At 63.2% G+C, this 23,597-nt stretch carries 19 protein-coding genes, 2 pseudogenes and 1 riboswitch; of the genes and pseudogenes, 15 read left to right on the top strand and 6 right to left on the bottom strand.

Annotation, left to right across the window (positions count from 1 at the left end; genetic code table 11):
• Positions 1 to 88: 88 nt before the first annotated feature.
• Positions 89 to 421 carry a DMT family transporter gene (locus DBO86_RS17970; RefSeq protein WP_108234414.1) on the bottom strand — a complete coding sequence of 111 codons (333 nt, stop codon included), beginning with the start codon at positions 419 to 421 and terminating at the stop codon, positions 89 to 91.
• A gap of 89 nt (positions 422 to 510) precedes the next feature.
• On the opposite strand from DBO86_RS17970, the gene DBO86_RS17965 reads away from it, so the two are divergent.
• Positions 511 to 1,398 (top strand): LysR family transcriptional regulator, encoded by an 888-nt coding sequence (locus DBO86_RS17965; protein ID WP_108234413.1) that lies wholly within the window; start codon positions 511 to 513, stop codon positions 1,396 to 1,398.
• A gap of 43 nt (positions 1,399 to 1,441) precedes the next feature.
• Positions 1,442 to 2,707 (top strand): lipid IV(A) 3-deoxy-D-manno-octulosonic acid transferase, encoded by a 1,266-nt coding sequence (gene waaA / locus DBO86_RS17960; protein WP_108234412.1) that lies wholly within the window; start codon positions 1,442 to 1,444, stop codon positions 2,705 to 2,707.
• A gap of 246 nt (positions 2,708 to 2,953) precedes the next feature.
• On the opposite strand, the gene DBO86_RS17955 is transcribed toward waaA, so the two are convergent.
• Positions 2,954 to 4,393 (bottom strand): TolC family outer membrane protein, encoded by a 1,440-nt coding sequence (locus DBO86_RS17955; protein ID WP_108234411.1) that lies wholly within the window; start codon positions 4,391 to 4,393, stop codon positions 2,954 to 2,956.
• 223 nt (positions 4,394 to 4,616) lie between these two features.
• Positions 4,617 to 4,723, top strand: a riboswitch (TPP riboswitch).
• A gap of 97 nt (positions 4,724 to 4,820) precedes the next feature.
• Here DBO86_RS17955 and thiC point away from each other — a divergent pair.
• The 10 genes from thiC to DBO86_RS17905 all read left to right on the top strand — a co-directional run bounded on the left by thiC (position 4,821) and on the right by DBO86_RS17905 (position 16,136).
• Positions 4,821 to 6,704, top strand: coding sequence for a phosphomethylpyrimidine synthase ThiC (gene thiC / locus DBO86_RS17950; RefSeq protein ID WP_108234410.1), 1,884 nt, complete (start codon positions 4,821 to 4,823; stop codon positions 6,702 to 6,704).
• Positions 6,705 to 6,808: 104 nt separating this feature from the next.
• The gene (locus DBO86_RS17945) at positions 6,809 to 7,408 is read left to right on the top strand and encodes an NUDIX domain-containing protein (RefSeq protein ID WP_003459150.1); all 600 of its coding nucleotides are present in this window, start codon (positions 6,809 to 6,811) and stop codon (positions 7,406 to 7,408) included.
• The gene (locus DBO86_RS17940; RefSeq protein ID WP_021487849.1) at positions 7,399 to 7,851 is read left to right on the top strand and encodes a DUF1249 domain-containing protein; all 453 of its coding nucleotides are present in this window, start codon (positions 7,399 to 7,401) and stop codon (positions 7,849 to 7,851) included. The genes DBO86_RS17945 and DBO86_RS17940 overlap by 10 nt, the downstream gene beginning before the upstream one ends.
• A gap of 199 nt (positions 7,852 to 8,050) precedes the next feature.
• Positions 8,051 to 8,866: a 3',5'-cyclic-AMP phosphodiesterase gene (gene cpdA, locus DBO86_RS17935; protein ID WP_108234409.1), complete on the top strand. Its 816-nt coding sequence runs from the start codon at positions 8,051 to 8,053 to the stop codon at positions 8,864 to 8,866.
• 61 nt (positions 8,867 to 8,927) lie between these two features.
• Positions 8,928 to 9,539 carry a YqiA/YcfP family alpha/beta fold hydrolase gene (locus tag DBO86_RS17930; RefSeq protein WP_108234408.1) on the top strand — a complete coding sequence of 204 codons (612 nt, stop codon included), beginning with the start codon at positions 8,928 to 8,930 and terminating at the stop codon, positions 9,537 to 9,539.
• 15 nt (positions 9,540 to 9,554) lie between these two features.
• Positions 9,555 to 11,453: a DNA topoisomerase IV subunit B gene (parE, locus tag DBO86_RS17925; protein WP_064493910.1), complete on the top strand. Its 1,899-nt coding sequence runs from the start codon at positions 9,555 to 9,557 to the stop codon at positions 11,451 to 11,453.
• Entirely contained in the window at positions 11,453 to 12,436 is a 984-nt protein-coding gene (locus tag DBO86_RS17920) for an esterase-like activity of phytase family protein (RefSeq protein WP_108234407.1), read from the top strand. The genes parE and DBO86_RS17920 overlap by 1 nt, the downstream gene beginning before the upstream one ends.
• A 35-nt stretch (positions 12,437 to 12,471) precedes the next feature.
• Positions 12,472 to 12,963 carry a retropepsin-like aspartic protease family protein gene (locus tag DBO86_RS17915; RefSeq protein ID WP_425266808.1) on the top strand — a complete coding sequence of 164 codons (492 nt, stop codon included), beginning with the start codon at positions 12,472 to 12,474 and terminating at the stop codon, positions 12,961 to 12,963.
• 28 nt (positions 12,964 to 12,991) lie between these two features.
• The gene (gene parC / locus DBO86_RS17910) at positions 12,992 to 15,241 is read left to right on the top strand and encodes a DNA topoisomerase IV subunit A (protein ID WP_108234405.1); all 2,250 of its coding nucleotides are present in this window, start codon (positions 12,992 to 12,994) and stop codon (positions 15,239 to 15,241) included.
• A gap of 172 nt (positions 15,242 to 15,413) precedes the next feature.
• Positions 15,414 to 16,136: a PqiC family protein gene (locus tag DBO86_RS17905; RefSeq protein ID WP_039964285.1), complete on the top strand. Its 723-nt coding sequence runs from the start codon at positions 15,414 to 15,416 to the stop codon at positions 16,134 to 16,136.
• Between the two features lie 183 nt (positions 16,137 to 16,319).
• Here DBO86_RS17905 and hldE read toward each other — a convergent pair whose 3' ends face one another.
• Both hldE and msbA read right to left on the bottom strand, forming a co-directional pair.
• The gene (hldE, locus tag DBO86_RS17900; RefSeq protein ID WP_108234433.1) at positions 16,320 to 17,741 is read right to left on the bottom strand and encodes a bifunctional D-glycero-beta-D-manno-heptose-7-phosphate kinase/D-glycero-beta-D-manno-heptose 1-phosphate adenylyltransferase HldE; all 1,422 of its coding nucleotides are present in this window, start codon (positions 17,739 to 17,741) and stop codon (positions 16,320 to 16,322) included.
• A gap of 98 nt (positions 17,742 to 17,839) precedes the next feature.
• The gene (gene msbA, locus DBO86_RS17895; protein ID WP_108234404.1) at positions 17,840 to 19,672 is read right to left on the bottom strand and encodes a lipid A export permease/ATP-binding protein MsbA; all 1,833 of its coding nucleotides are present in this window, start codon (positions 19,670 to 19,672) and stop codon (positions 17,840 to 17,842) included.
• 110 nt (positions 19,673 to 19,782) lie between these two features.
• On the opposite strand from msbA, the gene DBO86_RS17890 reads away from it, so the two are divergent.
• The 3 genes and pseudogenes from DBO86_RS17890 to DBO86_RS17880 form a co-directional block, all read left to right on the top strand.
• Positions 19,783 to 20,433, top strand: coding sequence for a lipopolysaccharide kinase InaA family protein (locus DBO86_RS17890; RefSeq protein WP_108234403.1), 651 nt, complete (start codon positions 19,783 to 19,785; stop codon positions 20,431 to 20,433).
• Between the two features lie 12 nt (positions 20,434 to 20,445).
• Positions 20,446 to 21,648: an O-antigen ligase family protein gene (locus tag DBO86_RS17885; RefSeq protein WP_423387486.1), complete on the top strand. Its 1,203-nt coding sequence runs from the start codon at positions 20,446 to 20,448 to the stop codon at positions 21,646 to 21,648.
• A gap of 67 nt (positions 21,649 to 21,715) precedes the next feature.
• Positions 21,716 to 22,267: pseudogene (locus DBO86_RS17880) on the top strand (CatB-related O-acetyltransferase); the annotation flags it as partial.
• Here DBO86_RS17880 and DBO86_RS17875 read toward each other — a convergent pair.
• Together DBO86_RS17875 and DBO86_RS17870 are read right to left on the bottom strand one after the other, a co-directional pair.
• Positions 22,257 to 23,135, bottom strand: coding sequence for a glycosyltransferase family 2 protein (locus tag DBO86_RS17875; RefSeq protein ID WP_108234401.1), 879 nt, complete (start codon positions 23,133 to 23,135; stop codon positions 22,257 to 22,259). The pseudogene DBO86_RS17880 and the gene DBO86_RS17875 sit on opposite strands and share 11 nt — an antisense overlap.
• A gap of 22 nt (positions 23,136 to 23,157) precedes the next feature.
• A pseudogene (locus DBO86_RS17870) lies at positions 23,158 to 23,597 on the bottom strand (IS1595-like element ISAchd1 family transposase); the annotation flags it as partial.

The raw sequence follows: 23,597 nt of genomic DNA, 5'->3' as shown, positions 1-23,597 counted from the left end.
CTCGCAGAAAAACAGGCGCGCAGTATAACCCTCGGGGCCGCTACACGCGGCAAGCTTCAGGACGCAAACGTAACCCTGACGCCCCGCTTCAATGGCCGGTGGAACTGGAAAACAACTGGATCACCACCACGCCACTGACGATCAGGCCCATGCCAAGCACGGCCGGCAAATCGAGTTTCTGCTGATAGATGAACATCGCCGCGATGCTCACCAGGACGATGCCCAACCCCGCCCAGATGGCGTAGGCGATGCCCACCGGGATGGTACGCACCACCAGAATCAGCATCCAGAAAGCGATCGCGTAACCGCCGATCACCAGCAACAACGGCAAGGGTTTGTTGAAGCCGTCGATAGCCTTCATCGAGGTGGTGGCAACCACTTCGGCCGCGATGGCAATGGCGAGATAGAGATATCCGGGCATGATGGCGACTCCTGAAAGATGAGCGCAATTCTAAGTTCTTCCATGATGGGATAAAGTCATTACCTATCTGTATTTGAGATAGGTCAGCCATGAACTGGAATCTCGATCAACTGCAACTGTTCGTCCGTACCGCTGAGAGCCGATCCTTTTCTGCTGCAGCTCGGCAAACCGGACGCGCGCAATCGGCGGTCAGCACCGCCATCGCCCTGCTCGAAAGCGATCTCGGCGTCACCCTCTTCGAACGCAACAGCGGTCGCCAGCCACAGCTGACCGAGGCAGGCGCGGCGCTGCTGGAGCAGGCCCGCAGCGTGTTGCAGCAGTGCGAGCGCCTGGATGGTCGCGCACTGGGCCTGGCACGCGGCGAGGAGGCACGCCTGAGCCTGGCGCAGGATGAGGCCATGCCCTATCAGCCAGTGCTGGCCAGCCTGGAAGCACTGGCGGCTGCCTTCCCCCTGCTTGAAGTGCAGCTTTCCAGCGGCGCCCAGGGCGACGTGGCGCGCAAGCTGCTGCAGCATCAGGCCGATCTTGGCCTGCTGTTTCATCACGAACAGATGCCACGCGCACTGGAAAGCCAGCGCCTGGGCACCATCGAGATGGTCACGGTGTGCAGCCCGCACCACCCGCTGGCCGAGCTCGACAGCGTGGAACGTCGCGACCTGGCCGAACACCGCCAACTGCTGATGACACCGCAGGACAGCCACTACCCCGGTGGCGAGCAGATCAGTCCGCTGGTGTGGCGCGCCGACAGCTTCTACGTCATGGCCGAGTTGGTGATACGTGGCGTTGGCTGGGCCTGGCTGCCACGCCACGTAGCGCAGTACCCGACCTACCAGGGTCACCTGCAGGAACTGCGCAGCGACTGGGCGCCACTACCACTGGTAGTGGAGCTGGTCTGCCGTCGCGACGGTGCGCTCGGTCCTGCTGCCAACTGGCTGGCCGACTGCCTGGCGCGTGAACTGCTGCGCCCGCAGGCATGATCACGCTTCCAGAGGATGACCGGCGGCGATAAGCTGCGCCCCCATGAACAGACTCCTCTACACCCTGCTGCTGCACCTGGCCCTGCCCCTGATTGCCCTGCGTCTGGCCCTGCGCGCACGCAAGGCGCCGGCTTACGCGCGGCGTATCAATGAACGCTTCTCCCTCGGCCTGCCAGCAATGAAACCGGGCGGCATCTGGGTACACGCGGTATCGGTCGGGGAAAGCATTGCCGCCGCGCCGATGATCCGCGCGCTGCAGGCACGCCATCCCGAACTGCCGATCACCGTCACCTGCATGACGCCGACCGGCTCCGAGCGCATCCAGGCGCTGTTCGGTGAAAGCGTGCAGCACTGCTACCTACCCTATGACCTGCCCTGGGCTGCCGCGCGTTTTCTCAACCGTGTGCAACCGCGCCTGGCCGTGGTGATGGAAACCGAGCTATGGCCGAACCACATCCACCAATGCGCCAAGCGCGGTATCCCGGTGGCCCTGGCCAATGCGCGCCTTTCCGAGCGCTCGGCACGCGGCTATGCGCGCTTTGGCAAACTCACCGCACCGATGCTTGCCGAACTGTCGCTGATCGCCGTGCAGACCCAGACCGAGGCACAGCGTTTTCTGACCTTGGGCGCACGCCCCGAGTGCGTGGAAGTGACCGGCTCGATCAAGTTCGATCTGAAGATAGATGCCGAACTGCTGCAACGCGCCATCGAGCTGCGCCGCCAGTGGCAGGCCGAGCAACGACCGGTGTGGATCGCTGCCAGCACCCACTCGGGCGAAGACGAAATCGTCCTCGCCGCCCATCGCCAGTTGCTGAAGACGCAGCCGGATGCACTGCTGATTCTGGTGCCACGTCACCCTGAACGCTTCAACTCGGTCCATGAGCTGTGCATCAGTGAAAGGCTGACCACTCGCCGCCGCTCCACGGCTGAAGCCGTGCAAGCCAGCGACCAGGTGCTGCTGGGCGACACCATGGGTGAGCTGCTGTTTCTCTACGCGCTGGCGGATATCGCCTTCGTCGGCGGCAGCCTGGTGGCCAACGGCGGCCATAATCTGCTGGAGCCGGCAGCACTGGGCAAGCCGGTGCTGAGCGGCCCGCACCTGTTCAACTTCCTGGAAATCGCCGCGCAGTTGCGTGAAGCCGGCGCCCTAAGCGAAGTGGAAAACGCCATGCAGTTGGCGGACAAGGTTGCGGCGCTGCTGAATGAACCGAGCGAGATGCAGCGCATGAGCCAGGCGGGCCTGAGCGTGCTCAAGGCCAACCAGGGCGCGCTGCAGCGCTTGCTGGAGGGTTTGCAGCGTCTTCTGTAGCCCAATGAGATGCAATCCGGGACAAGCATCACGCCGTTTGATAATCCCCGGAGTCCATCTCATTGGGCTACGGCTGGCAATCATCAGGGCGGGTAGGGTGGGATTCAGCCCACCACATCTAGAGCGGCCACTGTTGGTGGGCTGAAGCGGTTCGCTGCCCGCTCCACCCTACGCTCAGCCTGTTACGCCACCGCGCTTAAAAACAAAAGCCCGACTCGCGTCGGGCTTTTCGTCTCTGCGCCTGGCTCAGAAATCCTGATTGTTCTGCAAGCGCGCTTCGGCGGCCGAGGCCAGATCCAGCGGCAGGAAGTCCTTGTCCGGGTTGTAGTCCGGCTTGAGGAAGCTACCCAGCGCTTCCAGATCAGCCGGGCTCAAGGTGCCGGCTGCCTGCTTCAGGCGCAGGTTGTTGAGGATGTAGTCGTAACGCGCGTCGTTGTAATTACGCACGGCGCTGTACAGCTGACGCTGGGCGTCGAGCACGTCGACGATGTTGCGGGTACCGACCTGATAGCCGATCTCGGTGGCCTCCAGCGCGCTCTGGTTGGAGATGATCGACTGGCGACGCGCCTGCACGGTTTCCACGTCGGTATTCACCGCACGGAACAGGTTGCGGGTGTTCTGCACCACCTGGCGGCGCAGGCTCTCGCGCAGTTGCTCAGTCTGCCCCAGGCGCTGGTAGGCCTCGCGTACCTGCGAGCTGGTCAGGCCACCGCTGTAGATCGGAATGTTCAGTTGCAGACCGATGGAACGCTGTGAAACGTCGCCACTGAAGGGACGCCCAGTCGCCGCACTGTTGGTAAAGCCCAGGCTGTCGTTGTCGCCCTGCTGGTAACTGGCCACGGCATCCAGGGTCGGCGCATGGCCGGCCTTGCGCTGCCGCAGGTTCTCTTCGGCAGCCGTCACCGCATACAAACTGGCCTGCAGGTTGAGGTTCTGCGCCGCCGCCGTATCGACCCAGGACTTGGCATCGTTCGGCGTTGGCGCCAGCACTGGCAGGCTGTGCACGATCCCTTCGACCGCCACGTAATCGCGGTTGGTCAGGGTCACCAGCGCTTCGAAGGCATCATCTACCGCGCGCTCGGCGAGCAGGCGATTGGCACGGGCGGTATCGAAACCGGCCTGCGCTTCGAGCACATCGGTCTTGTCGGACAGGCCGACGTCGAAGCGCTCGTTGGCCTGATCCAACTGACGCTTGAAGGCCGCCTCTTCGGCCCTGGTCGAGGCCAGGCTGTCCTGGGCGCGCAGCACAGCGAAATAGGTTTCGGCGCTCTGCAGGATCAGGTTCTGTTCGGTGGCAGACAATTCCAGCGCAGCCTGCTCGCTGGTGGCCTCAGCCGCCTGCAGTTGGAACCAGCGGTCGGCACGGAACAGCGGCTGGCTGAGGTTGGCCTGATAGACCAGACCGCTACGCGAGACAGTGGCGCTGGGCGAATCTATTTCGGTGCGCGTATCGCCGTAGTTGGCGCCCGCGGACAGGTTGGGCAGCAGGCCGGCACGTGCTTGCGGCACCACTTCACGGCGAGCCTGATAATCGGCGCGAGCGGCAGCGATATCCGCGTTGTTCTTCGCCGCGTCCTGATACACGGTGACCAAGTCGGTCTTGCTGGACAGCGGGGCCTCTGCGGCCTGAACCAAGCCCACCGAAGCGACGGCCACGGCGATTGCCAGGGAAAGTCTGCGCAACATGATGGTTGTCGATCCTTGAATAGGCGGTAATCGGCAAGGCTACGGGGCGCCGCAGGCGGGGGTCAAGCGCGCCATGAGCAGCATCAGTCTAGCTGGCGGCAAGCTATGTTGCTCGTCGGGAACAATCCATCATTCGCCGCGCCAACAGTCGTTTTCCGACGCATGGGTCGATATTTATTGACCACCGAGTTGGTTTTCTCCCACCAGCTTGTTTAGACTGCCCGAGTTCTTGTCGGGGTGCCCCAAATGCGGGGCTGAGATTGGCAGCTGCCGGATCCCGTTGAACCTGATCAGGTTAAGGCCTGCGTAGGGAACAAGATGTCCTCGCCAGTAGATCGGCGAGTCCTCTCGGCACCACCCTTGGTGCATCTCGCGCCCTTCGTCCGCTCAGGTTCCAACTCCGACATCTATCCCGGAGAGAGCCTTGATGAGCGCACAACAACAAAAGAACCTGAGCGAATCTGCACAGGTCGATCAACAGTCGGTAAAGCCCTTCCCTCGTTCGCAGAAAGTCTATGTCCAGGGCTCGCGCCCGGATATTCGCGTGCCGATGCGTGAGATCAGCCTGGACGTGACGCCAACCGACTTCGGTGGTGAAATCAACGCCCCGGTCACCGTCTACGACACCTCCGGCCCCTACACCGACCCGAACGTCACCATCGACGTGCGCAAGGGCCTGGCCGACGTGCGCAGCGCCTGGATCGAGGATCGCGGCGATACCGAAAAGCTGCCGGGCCTGTCCTCGGAGTTCGGCCAGCGCCGCCTCAACGATGCCGAGCTGTCGGCGATGCGCTTCGCCCACGTGCGCAACCCGCGCCGGGCCAAGGCCGGGCACAACGTCAGCCAGATGCACTACGCCAAGAAAGGCATCATCACTCCGGAGATGGAATACGTCGCCATCCGCGAAAACATGAAGCTGGCCGAAGCGCGTGAAGCCGGCCTGCTCAATGAGCAGCACGCCGGCCACAGCTTCGGCGCCAGCATTCCGAAAGAAATCACTCCCGAGTTCGTGCGCAGCGAAGTCGCCCGTGGCCGCGCCATCATCCCGGCCAACATCAACCACGTCGAATTGGAGCCGATGATCATCGGCCGTAACTTCCTGGTGAAGATCAACGGCAATATCGGCAACTCGGCGCTGGGATCGAGCATCGAGGAAGAAGTGGCCAAGCTGACCTGGGGCATCCGTTGGGGCTCGGATACGGTGATGGACCTGTCCACCGGCAAGCACATCCACGAGACCCGCGAGTGGATCATCCGTAACAGCCCCGTGCCGATCGGCACCGTGCCGATCTACCAGGCCCTGGAAAAGGTCGGCGGCATCGCCGAGGACCTGACCTGGGAGCTGTTCCGTGACACCCTGATCGAGCAGGCCGAACAGGGTGTGGACTACTTCACCATCCACGCCGGTGTTCTGCTGCGCTACGTGCCACTGACCGCCAAACGCGTCACCGGCATCGTTTCGCGCGGCGGCTCGATCATGGCCAAGTGGTGCCTGGCGCACCACAAGGAAAACTTCCTCTACACCCATTTCGACGACATCTGCGAAATCATGAAGGCCTACGACGTCAGCTTCTCGCTGGGCGACGGCCTGCGTCCGGGCTCGATTGCCGACGCCAACGATGCCGCCCAGTTTGGCGAACTGGAAACCCTCGGCGAGCTGACCAAGATCGCCTGGAAGCACGACGTGCAGTGCATGATCGAAGGCCCAGGCCACGTGCCGATGCAACTGATCAAGGAGAACATGGACAAGCAGCTGGAATGCTGCGATGAGGCGCCGTTCTACACCCTCGGCCCGCTGACCACCGACATCGCCCCCGGCTACGACCACATCACCAGCGGCATCGGCGCGGCGATGATCGGCTGGTTCGGCTGCGCCATGCTCTGCTACGTCACACCCAAGGAGCACCTGGGCCTGCCGAACAAGGATGACGTGAAGACCGGCATCATCACCTACAAGATCGCCGCGCATGCCGCCGACCTGGCAAAAGGTCACCCGGGCGCACAGATCCGCGACAACGCACTGTCCAAGGCGCGCTTCGAGTTCCGCTGGGAAGATCAGTTCAACCTGGGGCTGGACCCGGACACTGCACGCGCTTACCACGATGAGACGCTGCCCAAGGATTCGGCCAAGGTCGCGCACTTCTGCTCCATGTGCGGGCCGAAGTTCTGCTCGATGAAGATCACCCAGGAAGTGCGTGAATACGCCAAGGATCAGCGCATCGACGCCGTCGACCTGGACGCCGAACAGGGCATGCAGGCCAAGGCTGCGGAGTTCAAGGCGCAGGGTAGCCAGCTGTACCAGAAGGTGTAACGGCGTACTTTCCTTCAGCCAGGCTTGATCGGCGGGGCGGATGCTCGCTAGTGTGATGCGTAACGGGCCGCAGTTTGGCCCGTTACGACCATCTGGGGAGTGCAATGAACAAAGACGACATCGACATCATCGAGCGCGAGAACTGCTTTCGCGGCTTCTATCGCCTCGACCGGATCAAGCTGCGCCATCGCCAGTTCGCCGGCAACATGGGCCCGCAACTGACCCGCGAGCTGTTCGTGCGCCACGATGCCGTCTGCGTGCTGCCTTACGACCCGCAGCGCGATGAAGTGGTGCTGATCGAGCAGTTCCGTGTCGGTGCCATGGACAAGGCCGACAATCCCTGGCTGCTGGAGCTGGTCGCCGGGCTGATCGACAAGGACGAGGAGCCCGAGGAAGTCGCCCGCCGCGAAGCGGTCGAAGAAGCCGATCTGATTCTTGGCCCGCTGTGGCCAATTACCCAGTATTTCCCCTCCCCTGGCGGCTCCGATGAGTTCGTCCATCTGTTTCTGGGTCGCTGCGACAGTAGCGGTGCCGGTGGCGTGCATGGCCTGCCCGAGGAGGGCGAGGACATTCGCGTGCATGTGATGCCGCTGGCCGATGCCCTGGCAGCCGTACGCGACGGACGCATCAACAACGCGGCCAGCATCATCGCCCTGCAATGGCTGGCGCTGAACCGCGACGAAGTGCGGGGCATGTGGTCGTGAATCTGCTACGCGAGCGCTATCGGGTCGACCTGGTCGAGCTGCAAGCGGCTTGCGAGGCCAACTACGCGCGCCTGATGCGCCTGCTGCCGAACATGCGTGAGCACACGGAAAGCCGCCGCGTGGCGCTGAGCCAGGGTGAGCATCTGCTCGGCGTGCTGGCGCTGGACGTGTTGGAAAGTTGCCCCTACACCACCACCCTGTGCGTGCGCCAGGAACACAGCCTGCCCTGGCTGCCGGTGCCGCAGCTGGAAGTGCGGGTGTATCACGATGCGCGCATGGCCGAGGTCGTCAGCGCAGAGAACGCGCGCCGTCTGCATATTCGCTACCCCTATCCCAACGCGGCCATGCACCAGCCGGACGAGAAGAGTCAGCTCAACCTGTTCCTCGGCGAATGGCTGAGCCATTGCCTGGCCTGCGGGCACGAACCGCAGCCGGTGATGTAAGCCGGCGATCAAGCTTTTCGGTGCCTGGCCGATAGCGCGGCGTTGTATTGTTTGGATGGCCCGCCCTGCCTGACGACTGTCGCGAACGATGGCAAACAGCGCTTCTGGTGTTTTTTCTGTGACCTGCGTCTGCTTCCCGGGTTTTCCCTTTACTGCAGCAACCACCATAATTCACCCGATTGCGCCCTAGGAGACGGTCTTGCCGAGCCTGCCCACCCAATCCACTGATTCCTCGGTACTGCTGGTGCAGTTGTCCGACAGCCATCTGTTCGCCGAAGCGGACGGCAAGCTGCTGGGCATGGATACGTGCGACAGCCTGCAGCGGGTGATCGAACGGGTCCTGCAGGAGCAGCCGCAGATCGACCTGATTCTGGCTACAGGTGATCTTTCGCAGGATGGCAGCGAAGCGTCGTATCAGCGCTTTCGCCAACTCACCTCAGCCATCGACGCACCAACCCGCTGGCTGGCCGGCAACCATGACGAAATCCCCCCCATGCAGGCTGCCTGCCAGGGCAGCGAGCTGCTGGAGCCAGTAATCGACCTTGGCGCCTGGCGCATCGTCATGCTCGACTCCTCGATCCCCGGCGCGGTGCCCGGCTTTCTTGCCGACGGCCAACTCGAACTGCTCGAACGCGCCCTCAGCGAAGCACCGCAGCGCCATCACCTGATCTGCCTGCACCACCATCCGGTCGCCATCGGCTGCAAGTGGATGGAACCCATCGGCCTGCGCAACCCCGACGCCCTGTTCGCCGTGCTCGACCGCTACCCGCAGGCGCGCACCGTGCTCTGGGGGCATATCCATCAGGAGTTCGACCAGCAGCGCGGCAATCTGCGCCTGCTCGCCTCGCCTTCGACCTGCGTGCAGTTCGCGCCGGGCAGCGAGGAGTTCCAGGTGGACAGCGAAGCCCCCGGCTATCGCTGGCTGCGCCTGCATGCCGACGGCAAGCTGGATACCGGTGTATCGCGCGTCACCGGCATCCATTTCGAAGTGGACTACAGCGTCAAGGGTTACTGACATACCCCCAATCAGCTTGAAGCTTGCAGCTTGAGGCCCCGGACGAGTAGCCTCCCGCTCCATGACCGCATCCATCCTCTATATACACGGCCTGAACAGCTCGCCAGCCTCGCACAAGGCCAGCCAGCTGAGCCGCGCCATGGTCCATCTGGGCCTGGAAAACCAACTGCGCGTGCCCGCTCTGCATCACCACCCACGCCAAGCCATCGTCCAGTTGCAGGCGCTGGTCGCCGAACTGGGCGATCCTGTTCTGGTGGGTAGCTCGCTAGGCGGCTTTTACGCTACCTACCTGGCCGAGCAGCACGGGCTCAAGGCGCTGCTGATCAATCCAGCCGTAAAGCCGCACCTGCGCTTCGATGGCTACCTGGGCCCGCAAAAGAACTACTACAGCGACGAGACCTGGGACCTGACCGCGGATCACGTCCACGCCCTGGCCGAACTGGAGGTGGCGCCGCCATTGGACGCCAGCCGCTACCAGGTATGGCTGCAAACCGGCGACGAAACCCTCGACTACCGCGACGCCGAGCGTTACTACCGTGCCTGCGCCCTGCGCATCCAGGCCGGTGGCGACCACGGTTTCCAGGGTTTTGCCGAACGCCTGCCGACCCTCTTCGCTTTTGCCGGTATTAACGCCACACTCTGGCGTGATACCGACTTTTCCGTATTCAATTGACGAACAAGAGACCCTATGGCCCAGCAGAACGCCTATAACGCAGACGCCATCGAAGTCCTTTCCGGCCTCGACCCGGTGCGCAAGCGCCCGGGCATGTACACCGACACCACACGCCCCAACCACCTGGCCCAGGAAGTGATCGACAACAGCGTCGACGAAGCCCTGGCCGGGCACGCCAAGTCGATCCAGGTAATCCTCCACGAGGACAATTCGCTGGAAGTGCTCGACGATGGCCGCGGCATGCCGGTGGATATCCATCCGGAAGAAGGCGTGCCGGGCGTCGAGCTCATCCTTACCAAGCTGCATGCCGGCGGCAAGTTCAGCAACAAGAACTACCAGTTCTCCGGTGGTCTGCACGGCGTCGGCATCAGCGTGGTCAACGCCCTGTCGACCCGCGTGGTGGTCACCGTCAAGCGTGACGGCAACGAATACCAGATGAGCTTCGCCGACGGTTTCAAGGCCAGCGAGCTGGAAGTCATCGGCAGCGTCGGCAAGCGCAACACCGGCACCAGCGTGCATTTCTGGCCAGACGCCAAGTACTTCGACTCCTTCAAGTTCTCCATCAGCCGCCTCAAGCATGTGCTCAAGGCCAAGGCCGTACTCTGCCCAGGCCTGAACGTCAGCTTCGAAGACAAGGCTTCGGGCGAGAAGGTCGAGTGGCATTACGAGGACGGCCTGCGCTCCTATCTGGTCGATGCCGTCAGCGAGTTCGAGCGTCTGCCGGTAGAGCCCTTCGTCGGCAGCCTGGCTGGCAACAAGGAAGCCGTGGACTGGGCCCTGCTGTGGCTGCCTGAAGGCGGCGACGCGGTGCAGGAAAGCTACGTCAACCTGATCCCCACCGCGCAGGGCGGCACCCACGTCAACGGCCTGCGTCAGGGCCTGCTCGATGCCATGCGCGAGTTCTGCGAGTTCCGCAACCTGCTGCCGCGTGGCGTGAAACTCGCCCCGGAAGACGTCTGGGAACGCATTGCCTTCGTTCTCTCGATGAAGATGCAGGACGCGCAATTCTCCGGCCAGACCAAGGAGCGCCTGTCCTCGCGCGAAGCCGCCGCCTTTGTCTCCGGCGTGGTCAAGGATGCCTTCAGCCTGTGGCTCAATGCCCATCCGGAAACCGGCCTGGCGCTGGCCGAACTGGCCATCAGCAACGCCGGCCGTCGCCTCAAGGCCGGCAAGAAGGTCGAGCGCAAGAAGATCACTCAAGGCCCGGCGCTGCCCGGCAAGCTGGCCGATTGCGCGGGGCAGAATCCGCTGCGCTGCGAGCTGTTTCTGGTCGAGGGCGACTCCGCCGGCGGCAGCGCCAAGCAGGCACGCGACAAGGAGTTCCAGGCCATCATGCCGCTGCGCGGCAAGATCCTGAACACCTGGGAAGTGGACGGCAGCGAAGTCCTGGCCTCGCAGGAGGTGCACGATATCGCCGTGGCCATCGGCATCGATCCAGGCTCGAGCGACCTGAGCCAGCTGCGCTACGGCAAGATCTGCATCCTCGCCGACGCCGACTCCGACGGCCTGCACATCGCCACCCTGCTCTGCGCCCTGTTCGTGCGCCACTTCCGTCCGCTGGTGGATGCCGGTCACGTCTACGTGGCCATGCCGCCGCTGTACCGCATCGATCTGGGCAAGGAGATCTTCTACGCCCTGGACGACGCCGAGCGCGACGGCATCCTCGACCGCCTGGTGGCCGAGAAGCGCCGTGGCAAACCACAGGTCACCCGCTTCAAGGGCCTCGGCGAAATGAACCCGCCGCAGCTGCGCGAAACCACCATGGACCCCAACACCCGACGTCTGGTGCAACTGACCCTGGATGATTTCGAAGGTACCCGCGAAGTGATGGACATGCTGCTGGCGAAAAAACGCGCCGGTGATCGCAAGAGCTGGCTGGAAACCAAGGGCAACCTGGCCGAGGTACTGGCCTGATGCGTAATCACCTCCTTGCACTCGGTCTGTTGGCCGGCGTCGCGAACGCCGAGCCAGTGGTGCTGGAAGAGCTCAAGCTGGAGGCCGAATACCCGGTGACAGAAATGCCGGGCGGCAACCTGTCCGGCCTGGCCCTGTGCGGCGAAACGCTGTGGGCGGTTTCCGACCGTGACGACGACCGCCTCTATCAACTGCATAGAGAGGAACGGCTGCTGCGCGCCGAAGCAGAAACCTTCGTCGCCCCCGAACCGCCCGAGAGCGCGCTGCCCTGGGGCCTGCGCATGCGCAACTGGGTGGCCGGCCTGGTACGCGGTGGCGCACTGGATTTCGAGGGCCTGGCGTGCGACGCACAAGGCAACCGTTACCTGGTCAGCGAAACCCGCGCCGCCGTGCTGCAGGTAAGCAGCAACGGCAATGCGCAGTGGCTCAACCTGCCCAGCGGACTGGTGCGCCAGGCTCGCGCCAGCGGCATGCTGCTGCACTTCAACCAGGGTTTCGAAGGCATCGCCATCGATCCGGCCGGTGATCGCCTGTGGCTGGCTGCCGAGCAGCGCCGCCGGGGCCTCACTGTACTGCATCGTCGCGGCAGTGGCTGGCGCTGTACCGGCGGCTGCGTGCTGACCAGCGAAAGCGGTGACGAAGCGTCGCCCGAAGCGCTCGGCGGCCATATGGCGCCACGCGACTTCTCCGGCCTGGCCTATTTCGATGAAAAGCTCTTTACCCTGGAGCGTCAGGCCCACCGTGTCTGCCGGCGCACCTTGAGCGACGGTGTCGCGGAGATCTGCTGGTCGTTCGCCAGCGAAGCCCTGAGCGAACCACGCCGCTACGCACCAGACTACGGCATGGCCGAAGCGCTGTGGATCGACAAGGATGGTGCCTGGATCGGCGTCGACAACGGCAGCCAGACCCGCACCGATGGCGAAGAGCGTCCCATCGTCTGGCGTTTTGCCGCGCCCAAGGGCGGCTGGAGCCGGCGCCCGTGAGCGAACAGACGCCGGGCCGTCGTGCCGGACGAGTGATGTTGGTGCTCGCCTGGGGCGCCGGCCTGCTGCTGGCCACGCACTTCTTCGGTAACTGGGAAGATCGCCAGCGCAACCCCAACCAGACACCGCAGTCGGTGCATGGCGATGGTTTCGTCGAGGTGAGCCTGGCCAGCAGTCGTCAGGGTCACTACCTGGTCGACGGGCAGATCGATGGCCAGAAGGTCACCTTTCTGCTCGACACCGGCGCCACCCAGGTGGCAATACCCAGCTCGGTGGCCGAGCGACTCGGCCTGCAACGCGGCGCCCCGATCATCATCAGCACCGCCAACGGCCGTGCCACCGGGCATCGCACGCGCCTGGACAGCCTGCGCCTGGGCGATATCGAACTACGTGACGTCGCCGCACTGATCGCCCCAGGCATGGACGGCGACGAAGTGCTGCTGGGCATGAGCGCCCTGAAACAACTCGAATTCAGTCAGAAGGGCGGCACCCTGGTGCTGCGCCAAACTGTTTTGCCGCGTCACTGACGCTTCACTTTTTTGCAATGAGGCCCGCATGAGCGAATCCCTCGATTTGAGCCTGGAAGGCGTTGAACGCCGGTCACTCGCCGACTTCACCGAGCAGGCTTATCTCAACTACTCCATGTACGTGATCATGGACCGCGCCCTGCCGCACATCGGCGACGGCCTGAAGCCGGTACAACGGCGCATCGTCTACGCCATGAGCGAACTGGGCCTGGACGCCGACTCCAAGCACAAGAAATCCGCGCGTACCGTCGGTGACGTGCTCGGCAAGTTCCACCCGCACGGCGACAGCGCCTGCTATGAAGCCATGGTGCTGATGGCGCAGCCGTTCAGCTACCGCTACACGCTGGTCGACGGCCAAGGCAACTGGGGGGCACCGGACGATCCCAAGTCCTTCGCCGCCATGCGCTACACCGAGGCGCGCCTGTCGCGCTACTCCGAGGTGCTGCTGTCCGAGCTGGGCCAGGGCACCGTCGACTGGGTACCCAACTTCGACGGCACCCTGAACGAGCCGGCGACCCTGCCGGCGCGCCTGCCCAACCTGCTGCTCAACGGCACCACCGGCATCGCCGTGGGCATGGCCACCGATGTGCCGCCGCACAACCTGCGCGAGGTGGCCGCGGCCTGCGTACGCCTGCTCGATGAGCCGGGCGCCACGGTCGAGCAGCTCTGCGAGCATATCCAGGGCCCTGACTTCCCCACCGAAGCCGAAGTCATCACGCCCAAGGCCGACCTGCTGAAGATCTACGAAACCGGCCGCGGCTCGGTGCGCATGCGCGCCGTCTACAGCGTCGAGGACGGCGACATCGTCGTCACTGCCCTGCCGCACCAGGTCTCCGGGGCCAAGGTACTGGAGCAGATCGCCGCGCAGATGCAGGCCAAGAAGCTGCCGATGGTCGCCGACCTGCGTGACGAGTCGGACCATGAGAACCCGTGCCGCATAGTCATCATCCCGCGCTCCAGCCGTGTCGATGCCGACGAGCTGATGACCCACCTGTTCGCCACGACCGACCTGGAATCCAGCTACCGGGTCAACACCAACGTCATCGGCCTCGACGGCAAGCCGCAGGTCAAGGACCTGCGCACCCTGCTCAGCGAGTGGCTGGTGTACCGCGTCGGCACCGTGCGCCGCCGCCTGCAGTTCCGCCTGGACAAAGTCGAACGCCGCCTGCACCTGTTGGAAGGTTTGCTGATCGCCTTCCTCAACCTCGATGAAGTCATTCGCATCATTCGCAGCGAGGATTCGCCCAAGCCGGTGTTGATGGAGCGTTTCGGCCTCACCGACGTGCAGGCCGACTACATTCTCGACACTCGCCTGCGCCAATTGGCTCGCTTGGAAGAGATGAAGATCCGTGGCGAGCAGGACGAACTGGCCAAGGAGCGCGAGAAACTCCTGGCCCTGCTCGGCAGCGAAGCCAAGCTGAAGAAGCTGGTACGCAAGGAAATCATCGAGGACGCGGAGAAGTACGGCGATGACCGCCGCTCGCCGATCGTCGCCCGCGCCGAGGCCAAGGCCCTTTCGGAAACCGAGCTGATGCCGACCGAGCCGGTCACCGTGGTGCTCTCGGAAAAAGGCTGGGTGCGTTGTGCCAAGGGCCACGACATCGATGCCACCGGCCTGTCCTACAAGGCCGGCGACGGCTTCAAGGCCGCCGCGCCCGGGCGCTCGAACCAGTACGCGGTGTTTATCGACTCGACCGGCAGGAGCTATTCGCTCGCGGCCCACTCACTGCCTTCGGCACGTGGCCAGGGCGAGCCGCTCACCGGTCGCCTGACCCCACCGCCGGGTGCCACCTTCGAATGCGTGTTGCTGCCGGAAGACGGCGCGCTGTATGTGATCGCCTCGGACGCCGGCTACGGCTTCGTGGTCAAAGGCGAGGATCTGCAGGCCAAGAACAAGGCGGGCAAGGCCCTGCTTAGCCTGCCAACCGGCGCCAGGGTGGTCGCACCCAAGCCGGTCACCAGTCTGGAAGACGACTGGTTGGCCGCGGTGACTACCGAAGGTCGCCTGCTGCTGTTCAAGGTCACCGATCTGCCGCAACTGGGTAAAGGCAAGGGCAACAAGATCATCGGCATTCCCGGCGAGCGCGTAGCCTCGCGTGAGGAATATCTGACCGATCTGGCCGTGCTGCCCAGCGGCGCCAGTTTGGTTTTGCAGGCCGGGAAGCGTACCCTGACACTCAAAGCCGACGACCTCGAGCATTACAAGGGCGAGCGCGGCCGCCGCGGTAACAAGCTGCCGCGAGGCTTCCAGCGCGTCGACCAGCTGCTGGTGGAATAGCGTCGGCAACACGCCCCGTTCGTCCGGGATATCCGCGCTACCAGCCAGCAGGCAAGGCTGGAGTCATCGCGCGGTTTGACGGATGATACGCGCCCCGGGTCATGCGCAAATGACCCCACAGCATGATATGGGATCGATATGCAGCTGCCCCAGAAGCGGCTGCCTGGAATTAATGATGACTGTAGTACGCCCTGTGGCTCTGCTTCTGACCACGCTGCTCGTATTGAGTGGTTGCAGTCTGCTGCAGCAGAAGCCGGTGCCCCTTTACCAACTCGACAGCGGCCAGGCCGTGACGCCGACCCAGGACAACGGTGTGACCGTACTGGTCGGCCCGATCAGCGTGGCCGATTACCTGCGCCAGCAAAATCTGCTGCAACGTCAGGCCGATGGCAGCCTGGTGGCCGCGCAGGACGCTCGCTGGGCCAGCGGCCTGGCCAACGACATCGACCAGCAGTTGCTGCGCCAACTGGCCTGGCGCCTGGACAGCCAGCGCCTGGCCCTGGCGCCGGCGGCACCAGGCTTCAGTGCCGATGCACAGGTCATGCTGACCATCACCCGCCTGGATTCCGGCCCGACTCAACCTGCCGTGCTGGAAGCTCAGTGGCGCTTGCTCGACCGCCGCGGACAACTGCGCGACAGCCGGCTGATTCGTTTGGAAGAAGCGCACGGTGGGCCCATGGCCGAACAGGTCAAGGCGCAGAGTGTCTTGCTGCAACGTCTGGCGGCTGAACTGGCTGTGGCCATTCAACCCATCGCTGCAGCCGAGCCTACCCCTGAGCCGCCGCGCAAGAAGCCTCCGGTGGCCAAAGCCAAACCGCAGGACCCAGCCGCTGCCGGGCCGAAGATCCCGGTGGCAGAACCGATCAAGATCGATACGGAAGTCTTCCGTTTCTAGGAATATCCTCCATCCATTCAACGGCACTCCCGCAAAAGCGGGAGCCTGAATGGAGGAGTTGGCTGTGAATGCCCATCTGCGCAGGCATACAGACCTGTTCGGTGTGTGCCCGAAGAAATCTCTGCTGCCAACTGACAGACATTGCGCACACCAGAGCCAACGGGCGATGCCATACGCAATGCGTTACTTGCTGCGGATCTTCTCGACGATGGCGGTGGTGGAGCTGTTCTCCACCAGCCCGAGTACGCGCACTTCGCCGCCATAGGCCTGGACGATATCGGCACCTACCACCTGATCAATACCGTAGTCGCCGCCCTTGACCAGCACATCCGGCTGCACCTGCTTGAGCAGGCGCTCGGGCGTGTCTTCACCGAAGCTCACCACCCAATCCACCGCCCCCAGGCCGGCGAGCACTGCCATGCGCCGGTCGACGGCATTGATCGGACGCCCCGGACCTTTCAGGCGACTGACCGAGGCATCGTCATTGACCGCCACGATCAGGCGGTCGCCCTGCGCGCGGGCCTGTTCCAGATAGGTCACGTGGCCGGCATGCAGAATATCGAAGCAGCCATTGGTGAATACGATCTTCTCGCCGTGAGCCCGCGCATCCTCGATGGCGATGAGCAGTTGATCCAGGCTCAGCACACCACGCTCGGAACCTTCCTCGCGCTGCACGGCGCGGCGCAGTTCCGGTGCGCTGATGGCCGCCGTGCCCAGTTTGCCAACCACGATGCCGGCCGCCAGATTGGCCAGAGCCACGGCGTTCGGCAACTCTTCGCCAGCGGCGATCGACGCAGCCAAGGTAGAGATCACCGTATCGCCGGCACCGGTGACGTCAAACACTTCGCGGGCACGGGCCGGCAGATGCAGCGGAGCATGCCCCGGGCGCAGCAGGGTCATGCCGTGCTCGCCGCGGGTCACCAGCAGGGCTCCGAGCTCCAATTCGCGCATCAGCGTCGCGCCTTTTCTGACCAGCTCGGCTTCATCGGCGCAACCGCCAACGATGAGTTCGAACTCGTGCAGATTGGGGGTGATCAGGCTGGCGCCACGGTAGATGGAAAAGTCCTTACCCTTGGGATCGGCCAGCACCGGGATGCCTTTCTTGCGCGCAGCCTGGATCAGCGCCTGATGATTCTGCAGCGCCCCCTTGCCGTAGTCCGACAGCACCAGCACCTTGACCCCGGCGAGCAGCGCCTCGACCTCGCGCGCCATGGCCGCGGCATCGGTATTGAAGGGCTCTTCGAAATCCATGCGCAGCAATTGCTGGTGCCGGCTCATGACGCGCAGCTTGACGATGGTCGGCTGATCCTCGATGCGCTGGAAATGCGCCTCGACGCCAGCGGCAGCCAGGCTGTCGGTGAGGCTGTCGGCGGCCTCGTCCTCACCGGTCACGCCCACCAGCAGCGCCGGCGCGCCGAGCGCGGCGATGTTCAGCGCGACGTTGGCCGCACCGCCCGGACGGTCCTCGATCTGTTCGACGCGCACCACCGGCACCGGCGCCTCCGGCGAGATGCGCGAGGTGCCGCCATGCCAGTAGCGGTCGAGCATGACGTCGCCCACCACCAGGACGGGGGCTTGATCGTAACGGGGCAGGGTCAGCTTCATGGTGGCTCCGAGGGCGGCAAAATCGTCGCGGATCATAGCATAGCGGCGAAGACGGCCCAGGCAACGGGCCGCCGCTCGCCGATGTTTAGCGCAGCGCCTCAGGCATCCTGCACGCAATCGACTGACTCGCCATCCTCCTCGAACTGCCGGGCGTGCAGGCGCGCATAGTAGCCATTGCGCGCCAGCAGCTCGGCGTGGCTGCCGCGCTCGACGATCTGCCCCTGGTCCATCACCAGGATCAGGTCGGCCTTCTCGATGGTGGACAGGCGGTGGGCGATCACCAGGGTGGTGCGGCCCTGCATCACCTTATCCAGCGCGGCCTGGATATGCCGCTCGGATTCGGTATCCAGCGCCGAGGTGGCCTCGTCGAGCACCAGCAGCGGCGCGTCCTTGAGCAAGGCGCGGGCGATGGCCAGGCGCTGGCGCTGACCGCCGGAAAGCAGCACGCCGTTCTCGCCGACCAGGGTGTCGTAGCCCTGCGGCATCTTCTCGATGAATTCGGCGGCGTAGGCATCCGCGGCGGCCTGCTTGACCGCCTCCAGCGGCGCCCCGGCCAGGTCGCCATAGGCGATGTTGTTGCGCACCGTGTCGTTGAACAGGGTGACGTGCTGGGTCACCAGGGCGATGTGCCGGCGCAGGTTGCGCAGCGTGTAGTCCTCGACATCGACGCCGTCGAGGAGGATCTGCCCCTGCTCGTGGTGATAGAAACGCGGAATCAGGTTGGCCAGGGTCGACTTGCCGCTACCGGAACGGCCGACCAGGGCGATCATCTGACCCGGCTCGGCGGTGAAGCTGACGTCGGCGAGCACGGCCTTTTCGCTGCCGGGGTAGCTGAAGCTCAGGTTGCGCACCTCGAGACGGCCGCCGACCCGCTCGCGCTCGACGCTGCCGCGGTCCACCTCGGCGGCCTCGTCGAGCTGCTGGAAGATGCTCTCGGCGCCGGCCAGGCCCTTCTGGATGGTCGAGCTGACCTCCGAGAGCTGGCGGATCGGCTTGGGCAACAGGCCGGCCAGGGTGATATAGGCCACCAGATCGCCGGCCGAGGCATCGCCGCGCATGAACAGCACCAGGAACATCAGCACTGCCATGGCGCTGTAGATCACCAGTTGCAGCATCGGCGTGTAGATGGCGCCAGTCTTGGTCATGCGCAACTGCTTGCGGGTGTTGTCGCTCGAGGCGAAGCGGAAGCGCTGCGACTCGTAGGTCTCGCCACCGAAGCTGCGCACCACGCGATAACCCTGGATAGTCTCGGAGGCGACATGGGTAACGTCGCCCATGGCCACCTGGATCTTCTTGCTCTGCTTGCGAAATTTCTTGCTGGCACTGCTGACCATCAGGCCGATCACCGGCAGGATCGCCAGCATCACCAGGGTCAGCTTCCAGTTCATCAGCAGCAGGGTGGTGAACAGGAACACCACCGTCATGCCTTCGCGGATCACCACCTTGATCGCGTCGGTGGCCGCGCCGGTGACCATGGTCACGTTGAAGGTGATGCGCGAGATCAGGTGCCCGGAGTTGTGGCTGTCGAAATAGCGGTTGGGCAGCACCAGCAACTTGTCGAACAGCTCCACGCGCAGGTCATGCACCAGTCCCAGGGAGACCTTGGCCAGGAAATAGTTGCCCAGGTAGGAGCCGATGCCCTGCCACAGCGCGATCAGCACGATCAGCAGCGGCACCGTCTGCAGCAGCTTCAAGTGGGCGAGGAAGGGGATCTCCGACAGGTAGGGGACGCTGGCGAAGAAGCTGGCCTCGGGATTCGACAGACCGTCGACGAAGTACTTGAGGACGTAACCCAGCATGGGCTGGGTTGAGGCGAAGATGACGAAGCCGACGATGCTGAGCATGAAGAAGCCGATATAGGGCTTCACATAACCCAGCAGACGGAAGTAGACCTTCAGGCTGGAGGGCTCGGACTGATCGTTGCGGCTCATAGGCTCTGCGCTCTAAAAGGGGGGCGGGAGTGTAACACAGGGCCTTTTTTCCTCTTTCAACAGGATGACTGAGTTAATATACGCGGCCTTCACACGAGACCCATTGATTGATGCAAGCCCTGGATCACGACGCTTACCTTAGATTGAGCGCTGACGCCAAAGTCCTGGAGGCCGACCGGTACGGTGACAAGGTACTGCGCCTCGCCGATGGCAACTTTCTTAAGCTGTTTCGCCGTAAGCGCCTGCTTTCCTCGGCCCTGTACTATCCCTACGCCCAACGCTTCGCTGATAACGCCAAGCTACTGCAAACACATGACATCCCCTGCCCCAAGGTGCTTGCAGTTTATCGGGTGAGTACCCTGGCGCGAGATGTCGTGCATTACCAACCGCTCCCCGGGGAAACCTTGCGTCAGCTCTACCTGCATCGCTCCGACAGCGCCGACCGGCACCTCAAGGAACAGCTGGGAGCCTTTATCGCCACTCTGCACGACCGGGGGATTTACTTTCGTTCCCTGCACCTTGGCAATATCGTGCTGACCCCTGACCACACTCTGGGTTTGATTGACATCTCCGACCTGAAAGGCCAGACAACGCCCTTGGGTCGACACAAACGCCTGAGGAATTTTCGCCACATGCTGCGCTACACCGAAGATCGACGCTGGTTACTGAATGATGCCGGGCAGGCTTTTTGGAATGCCTATATTGCCGCCAGCACACACCCGGCAGCGCTGGCCTTGGCCAACCAACTAAAAACGCTTTGACCTGAGAACTCCGTGACTGCACTCCTCGCTTTTGGCAATCGGCTGACCAAGACCTCTACTTGGCTGGTTCAATACATTCTGCCCACGGGCTGGTTCGCGCTGCTCACCGGAATGTTCTGGATAGGGGACAGGGCGCTCTACCACAAATTGTATTACCTCCTGCTGGCCGCCCCAACGCTGCTCGCCTTGCTCGGCCGCCCCCGAGATATCAAGGATCTGTTCACATCCCCGCTGATCGCCGCATTCTTTCTATTCGGCCTGTACACAGCCATTAGTCTTGCCTGGTCCAGCACCGACGACGCCTTCGGCTCACTGGTCAAAAGACCCATATACGTGCTGTTCCTGTTCTTCTCTGCAGCCCTGCTGGCACAACAAGCGCCGCAGCGACTGCTTTTCAGCCTCAAAGCCAGCGCCATTTTCGCCAGCCTGGCCGGCGCAGCAACCCTAGGCTTCCATCTGTATAACGGTGGGGCAGGACGCCTGTCTGGCTATGGTGCCCTATACAATCCCTTGCTCAGTTCGCACGTCTATGGCTTCTTCGCTGCGCTATGGGCCGGTTACTGGTTCAACGGCAAGAGTGTGTTCAACCCACTGGCACTGATCTCGCTAAGCACATTAGGCGTCCTGCTTCTGGAGACGGGGTCGCGAACCCCAATCATGGCCCTGACTGCTTGCCTGCTATGGCTGGTAATCGCCCACTGGAACAGGCGCAGCCTTATCGCACTGGCCGCCGTCGCAGTGATCGGCATCCTGCTCATCAATCTCTACCCCGACGAACTCACCAGCAGAGGGCTATCGTCTCGCCCGGAAATCTGGGGCAAGGCCTGGCTGCAAATCCTCGAGGCCCCCTGGCTAGGCCAGGGTTATGACGCCCCCCTGAGCATCTGGATCACAGCGCACAACTACGCGATGGCGGATCCGCACAACATGCTGCTGGCCGTCCTCTACTACGGTGGGACCGTGGGTTTGGCGCTCTGGCTCTCACTGTATGCAGTTGCCTTTATATTTGCCTGGCGCAACCGCAAGGTGCCCTCGGTGATGATCTGCTCAGGTCTATTGGTCTTTGGTTTGGCAGCCAGCATGACCGAGGGCGGCGCCTTTCTCTCGCGCCCCAAGGAGCATTGGTTCCTAATCTGGATCCCCATGGCTCTACTGACTGCCACCTGGTTCATCTGCAGAGGTAAGGAGCAGGCCCGTGAAATGGAAGGAACTTGAGCAGCGCATCAGGAAAGCCTAGAAACGCTGGCGGAAAGGCCCAGAGCAACCCCGTTTCTACCGGCCGCAAATCCGTTTTCGCCAGCGCTACCCCCAATATCAGATAGGCCTCGGCAGCTACGGCCTGCCACTGGTTCACGACTGGGACGAAGGCAGCACACTCAAGATCGGCAATTTTTGCTCAATTGCCGACAACGTGCAGATATTCCTCGGTGGCCACCACCGCATCGACTGGGTCAGCTGCTACCCATTTCCGGCCTACCTTCCGGAAGCAGCCCATATTACCGAGTACGGCGGGACCCGCGGCGACGTGATTATCGGCAGCGATGTCTGGCTCTGCGCGAACTGTACGATTCTCTCAGGCGTCACAGTAGGCCACGGCGCGGTGGTTGCCAGCGGTGCAGTCGTCAGCCGCGATGTTCCGCCCTACTCTGTAGTCGCTGGCAATCCAGCCAGGCACGTGCGCTGGCGCTTCGATGAGAAAACCCGAAACGAACTGCTCGACAGCGCGTGGTGGAACTGGCCCGAAGCAGAAATAAGACAAACTGTCGAAAAACTGTGCAGCAGCGACATACAGGGCTTCCTCGCTTATGCCCGCTCCCGTCCCGTCAGTGAGTAGGTAGCAGCATCCGCGCCAGGCCACGCAGCGTTTTCCAGCGCCAGAAGCGCGGCGGAATCTCGCGCAACAGGGCCCAGGCCAGGGCGCGGTCGCTGCGCGCGCACTTGAGCAGCATCGAGTTGCGAAAACGCGCGCATACTTCGGGGTAGGCCGGGTGGTCGCTGAAACGGGCATAGGTCTTCAGCACGTTGTCGACCATGAAGCGGTAGTTCTTGTAGGTGTTGCTGTCATGCACCCGGTAGAGCGCCAGGGGCTCGCCGAGAATATCGATGAAGTAGCCGGCATGGGTGATCTTCAGCTCGATCATCAGGTCCTCGAGACGCACCTCGGGTTCGAAACCGCCGACCCGCTCCAGCGCCTCGCGACGGAACAGCAAGGTAGGCGCCGGCGCGCCCGGCTTGCGGTCCATGAATACATCCTCGAAATCCAGCCGCCGCAACGGCAGCGCGCGCGGCTTGGCGCCGGGCCTGCCGTCGGCGTCGATGGTCTGGATAGCGCCGGCGCAAATTCCCACTTCGGGCTTGTCGGCCATATAGGCCACCTGGGTGGCGATACGCTGCGGCAGCATGATGTCGTCGGAGCCGAAGGGAGCGATCAGGCTGCCCCTGGCCCGCTCGATGGTCTCGTTCAGGGTGCGCGAGAGGCCCTTGTTGGCCTGCACGCGGAAGTCGAAGCCATGCACCTTCTGCAGCGCCTCGATGCGCGCCACGCTGTCGTCGCGGGAACCATCGTCCACCACCAACAGCTCGATGTTCGGGTAGCTCTGCTGCAGCACGCTCTCGATGCTCGCCTCGATATAGGGCGCATGGTTGTATGAGGCGATGATCACGCTGACCAGCGGCTGCGAGGAATCACTCGTGGACGTCATGGAGGCTACTCAAAAGAAATGGCTATGTCTGAGTTAACTGTTGCATATCCCTATACCCCAACGCCTCTTTCAAGCAAATCAATGGGTTGAGCTGTGTTTTGTAGCGCTCAAGCAGGCGGCGCCAGCCCAGATAGTTCGTTAGGTACTTGGTGGCCACACCATGAAAAGGAATCATCCAGCTCTTGAGTCGGCTGTCGTAGGCATTCACGTTCTGGATGTGGAAAGCACCATCAACCCGTCGATTCTGGCTCGGGTTAATCGGTCGGTGAGTGATGCCTTCAACCTTGGCGAAATGGGCGTAGACACCTGCGCTGTCAGTACAGAGAATCGCATCCGCGTCTATCAGCGGGCGTAGCCGCTCCCCTATGTGCTGTGCATCCAGCTTTTCCAACTTGAAGTCTGCCTGCTGACCACTGCGATCTCTTACCACCAGCACAGGAATTTGCTCGGCAGACAGTCCGC

Origin of the sequence: Ectopseudomonas oleovorans (assembly GCF_003052605.1) — a bacterium.
Taxonomy (GTDB): Bacteria; Pseudomonadota; Gammaproteobacteria; order Pseudomonadales; family Pseudomonadaceae; genus Aquipseudomonas; species Aquipseudomonas oleovorans_A.
Note: the sequence above shows the minus strand (reverse complement) of the source record. Positions and strands in the feature narration are given on the sequence as shown.

What these genes read in the sequence shown, in the direction of transcription:
- DBO86_RS17970 (WP_108234414.1), bottom strand. Translation starts at nt 421, where the DNA reads ATGCCCGGATATCTCTATCTCGCCATTGCCATCGCGGCCGAAGTGGTT.
- DBO86_RS17965 (WP_108234413.1), top strand. Translation starts at nt 511, where the DNA reads ATGAACTGGAATCTCGATCAACTGCAACTGTTCGTCCGTACCGCTGAG.
- waaA (WP_108234412.1), top strand. Translation starts at nt 1,442, where the DNA reads ATGAACAGACTCCTCTACACCCTGCTGCTGCACCTGGCCCTGCCCCTG.
- DBO86_RS17955 (WP_108234411.1), bottom strand. Translation starts at nt 4,393, where the DNA reads ATGTTGCGCAGACTTTCCCTGGCAATCGCCGTGGCCGTCGCTTCGGTG.
- thiC (WP_108234410.1), top strand. Translation starts at nt 4,821, where the DNA reads ATGAGCGCACAACAACAAAAGAACCTGAGCGAATCTGCACAGGTCGAT.
- DBO86_RS17945 (WP_003459150.1), top strand. Translation starts at nt 6,809, where the DNA reads ATGAACAAAGACGACATCGACATCATCGAGCGCGAGAACTGCTTTCGC.
- DBO86_RS17930 (WP_108234408.1), top strand. Translation starts at nt 8,928, where the DNA reads ATGACCGCATCCATCCTCTATATACACGGCCTGAACAGCTCGCCAGCC.
- parE (WP_064493910.1), top strand. Translation starts at nt 9,555, where the DNA reads ATGGCCCAGCAGAACGCCTATAACGCAGACGCCATCGAAGTCCTTTCC.
- DBO86_RS17920 (WP_108234407.1), top strand. Translation starts at nt 11,453, where the DNA reads ATGCGTAATCACCTCCTTGCACTCGGTCTGTTGGCCGGCGTCGCGAAC.
- DBO86_RS17915 (WP_425266808.1), top strand. Translation starts at nt 12,472, where the DNA reads ATGTTGGTGCTCGCCTGGGGCGCCGGCCTGCTGCTGGCCACGCACTTC.
- parC (WP_108234405.1), top strand. Translation starts at nt 12,992, where the DNA reads ATGAGCGAATCCCTCGATTTGAGCCTGGAAGGCGTTGAACGCCGGTCA.
- DBO86_RS17905 (WP_039964285.1), top strand. Translation starts at nt 15,414, where the DNA reads ATGATGACTGTAGTACGCCCTGTGGCTCTGCTTCTGACCACGCTGCTC.
- hldE (WP_108234433.1), bottom strand. Translation starts at nt 17,741, where the DNA reads ATGAAGCTGACCCTGCCCCGTTACGATCAAGCCCCCGTCCTGGTGGTG.
- msbA (WP_108234404.1), bottom strand. Translation starts at nt 19,672, where the DNA reads ATGAGCCGCAACGATCAGTCCGAGCCCTCCAGCCTGAAGGTCTACTTC.
- DBO86_RS17890 (WP_108234403.1), top strand. Translation starts at nt 19,783, where the DNA reads ATGCAAGCCCTGGATCACGACGCTTACCTTAGATTGAGCGCTGACGCC.
- DBO86_RS17875 (WP_108234401.1), bottom strand. Translation starts at nt 23,135, where the DNA reads ATGACGTCCACGAGTGATTCCTCGCAGCCGCTGGTCAGCGTGATCATC.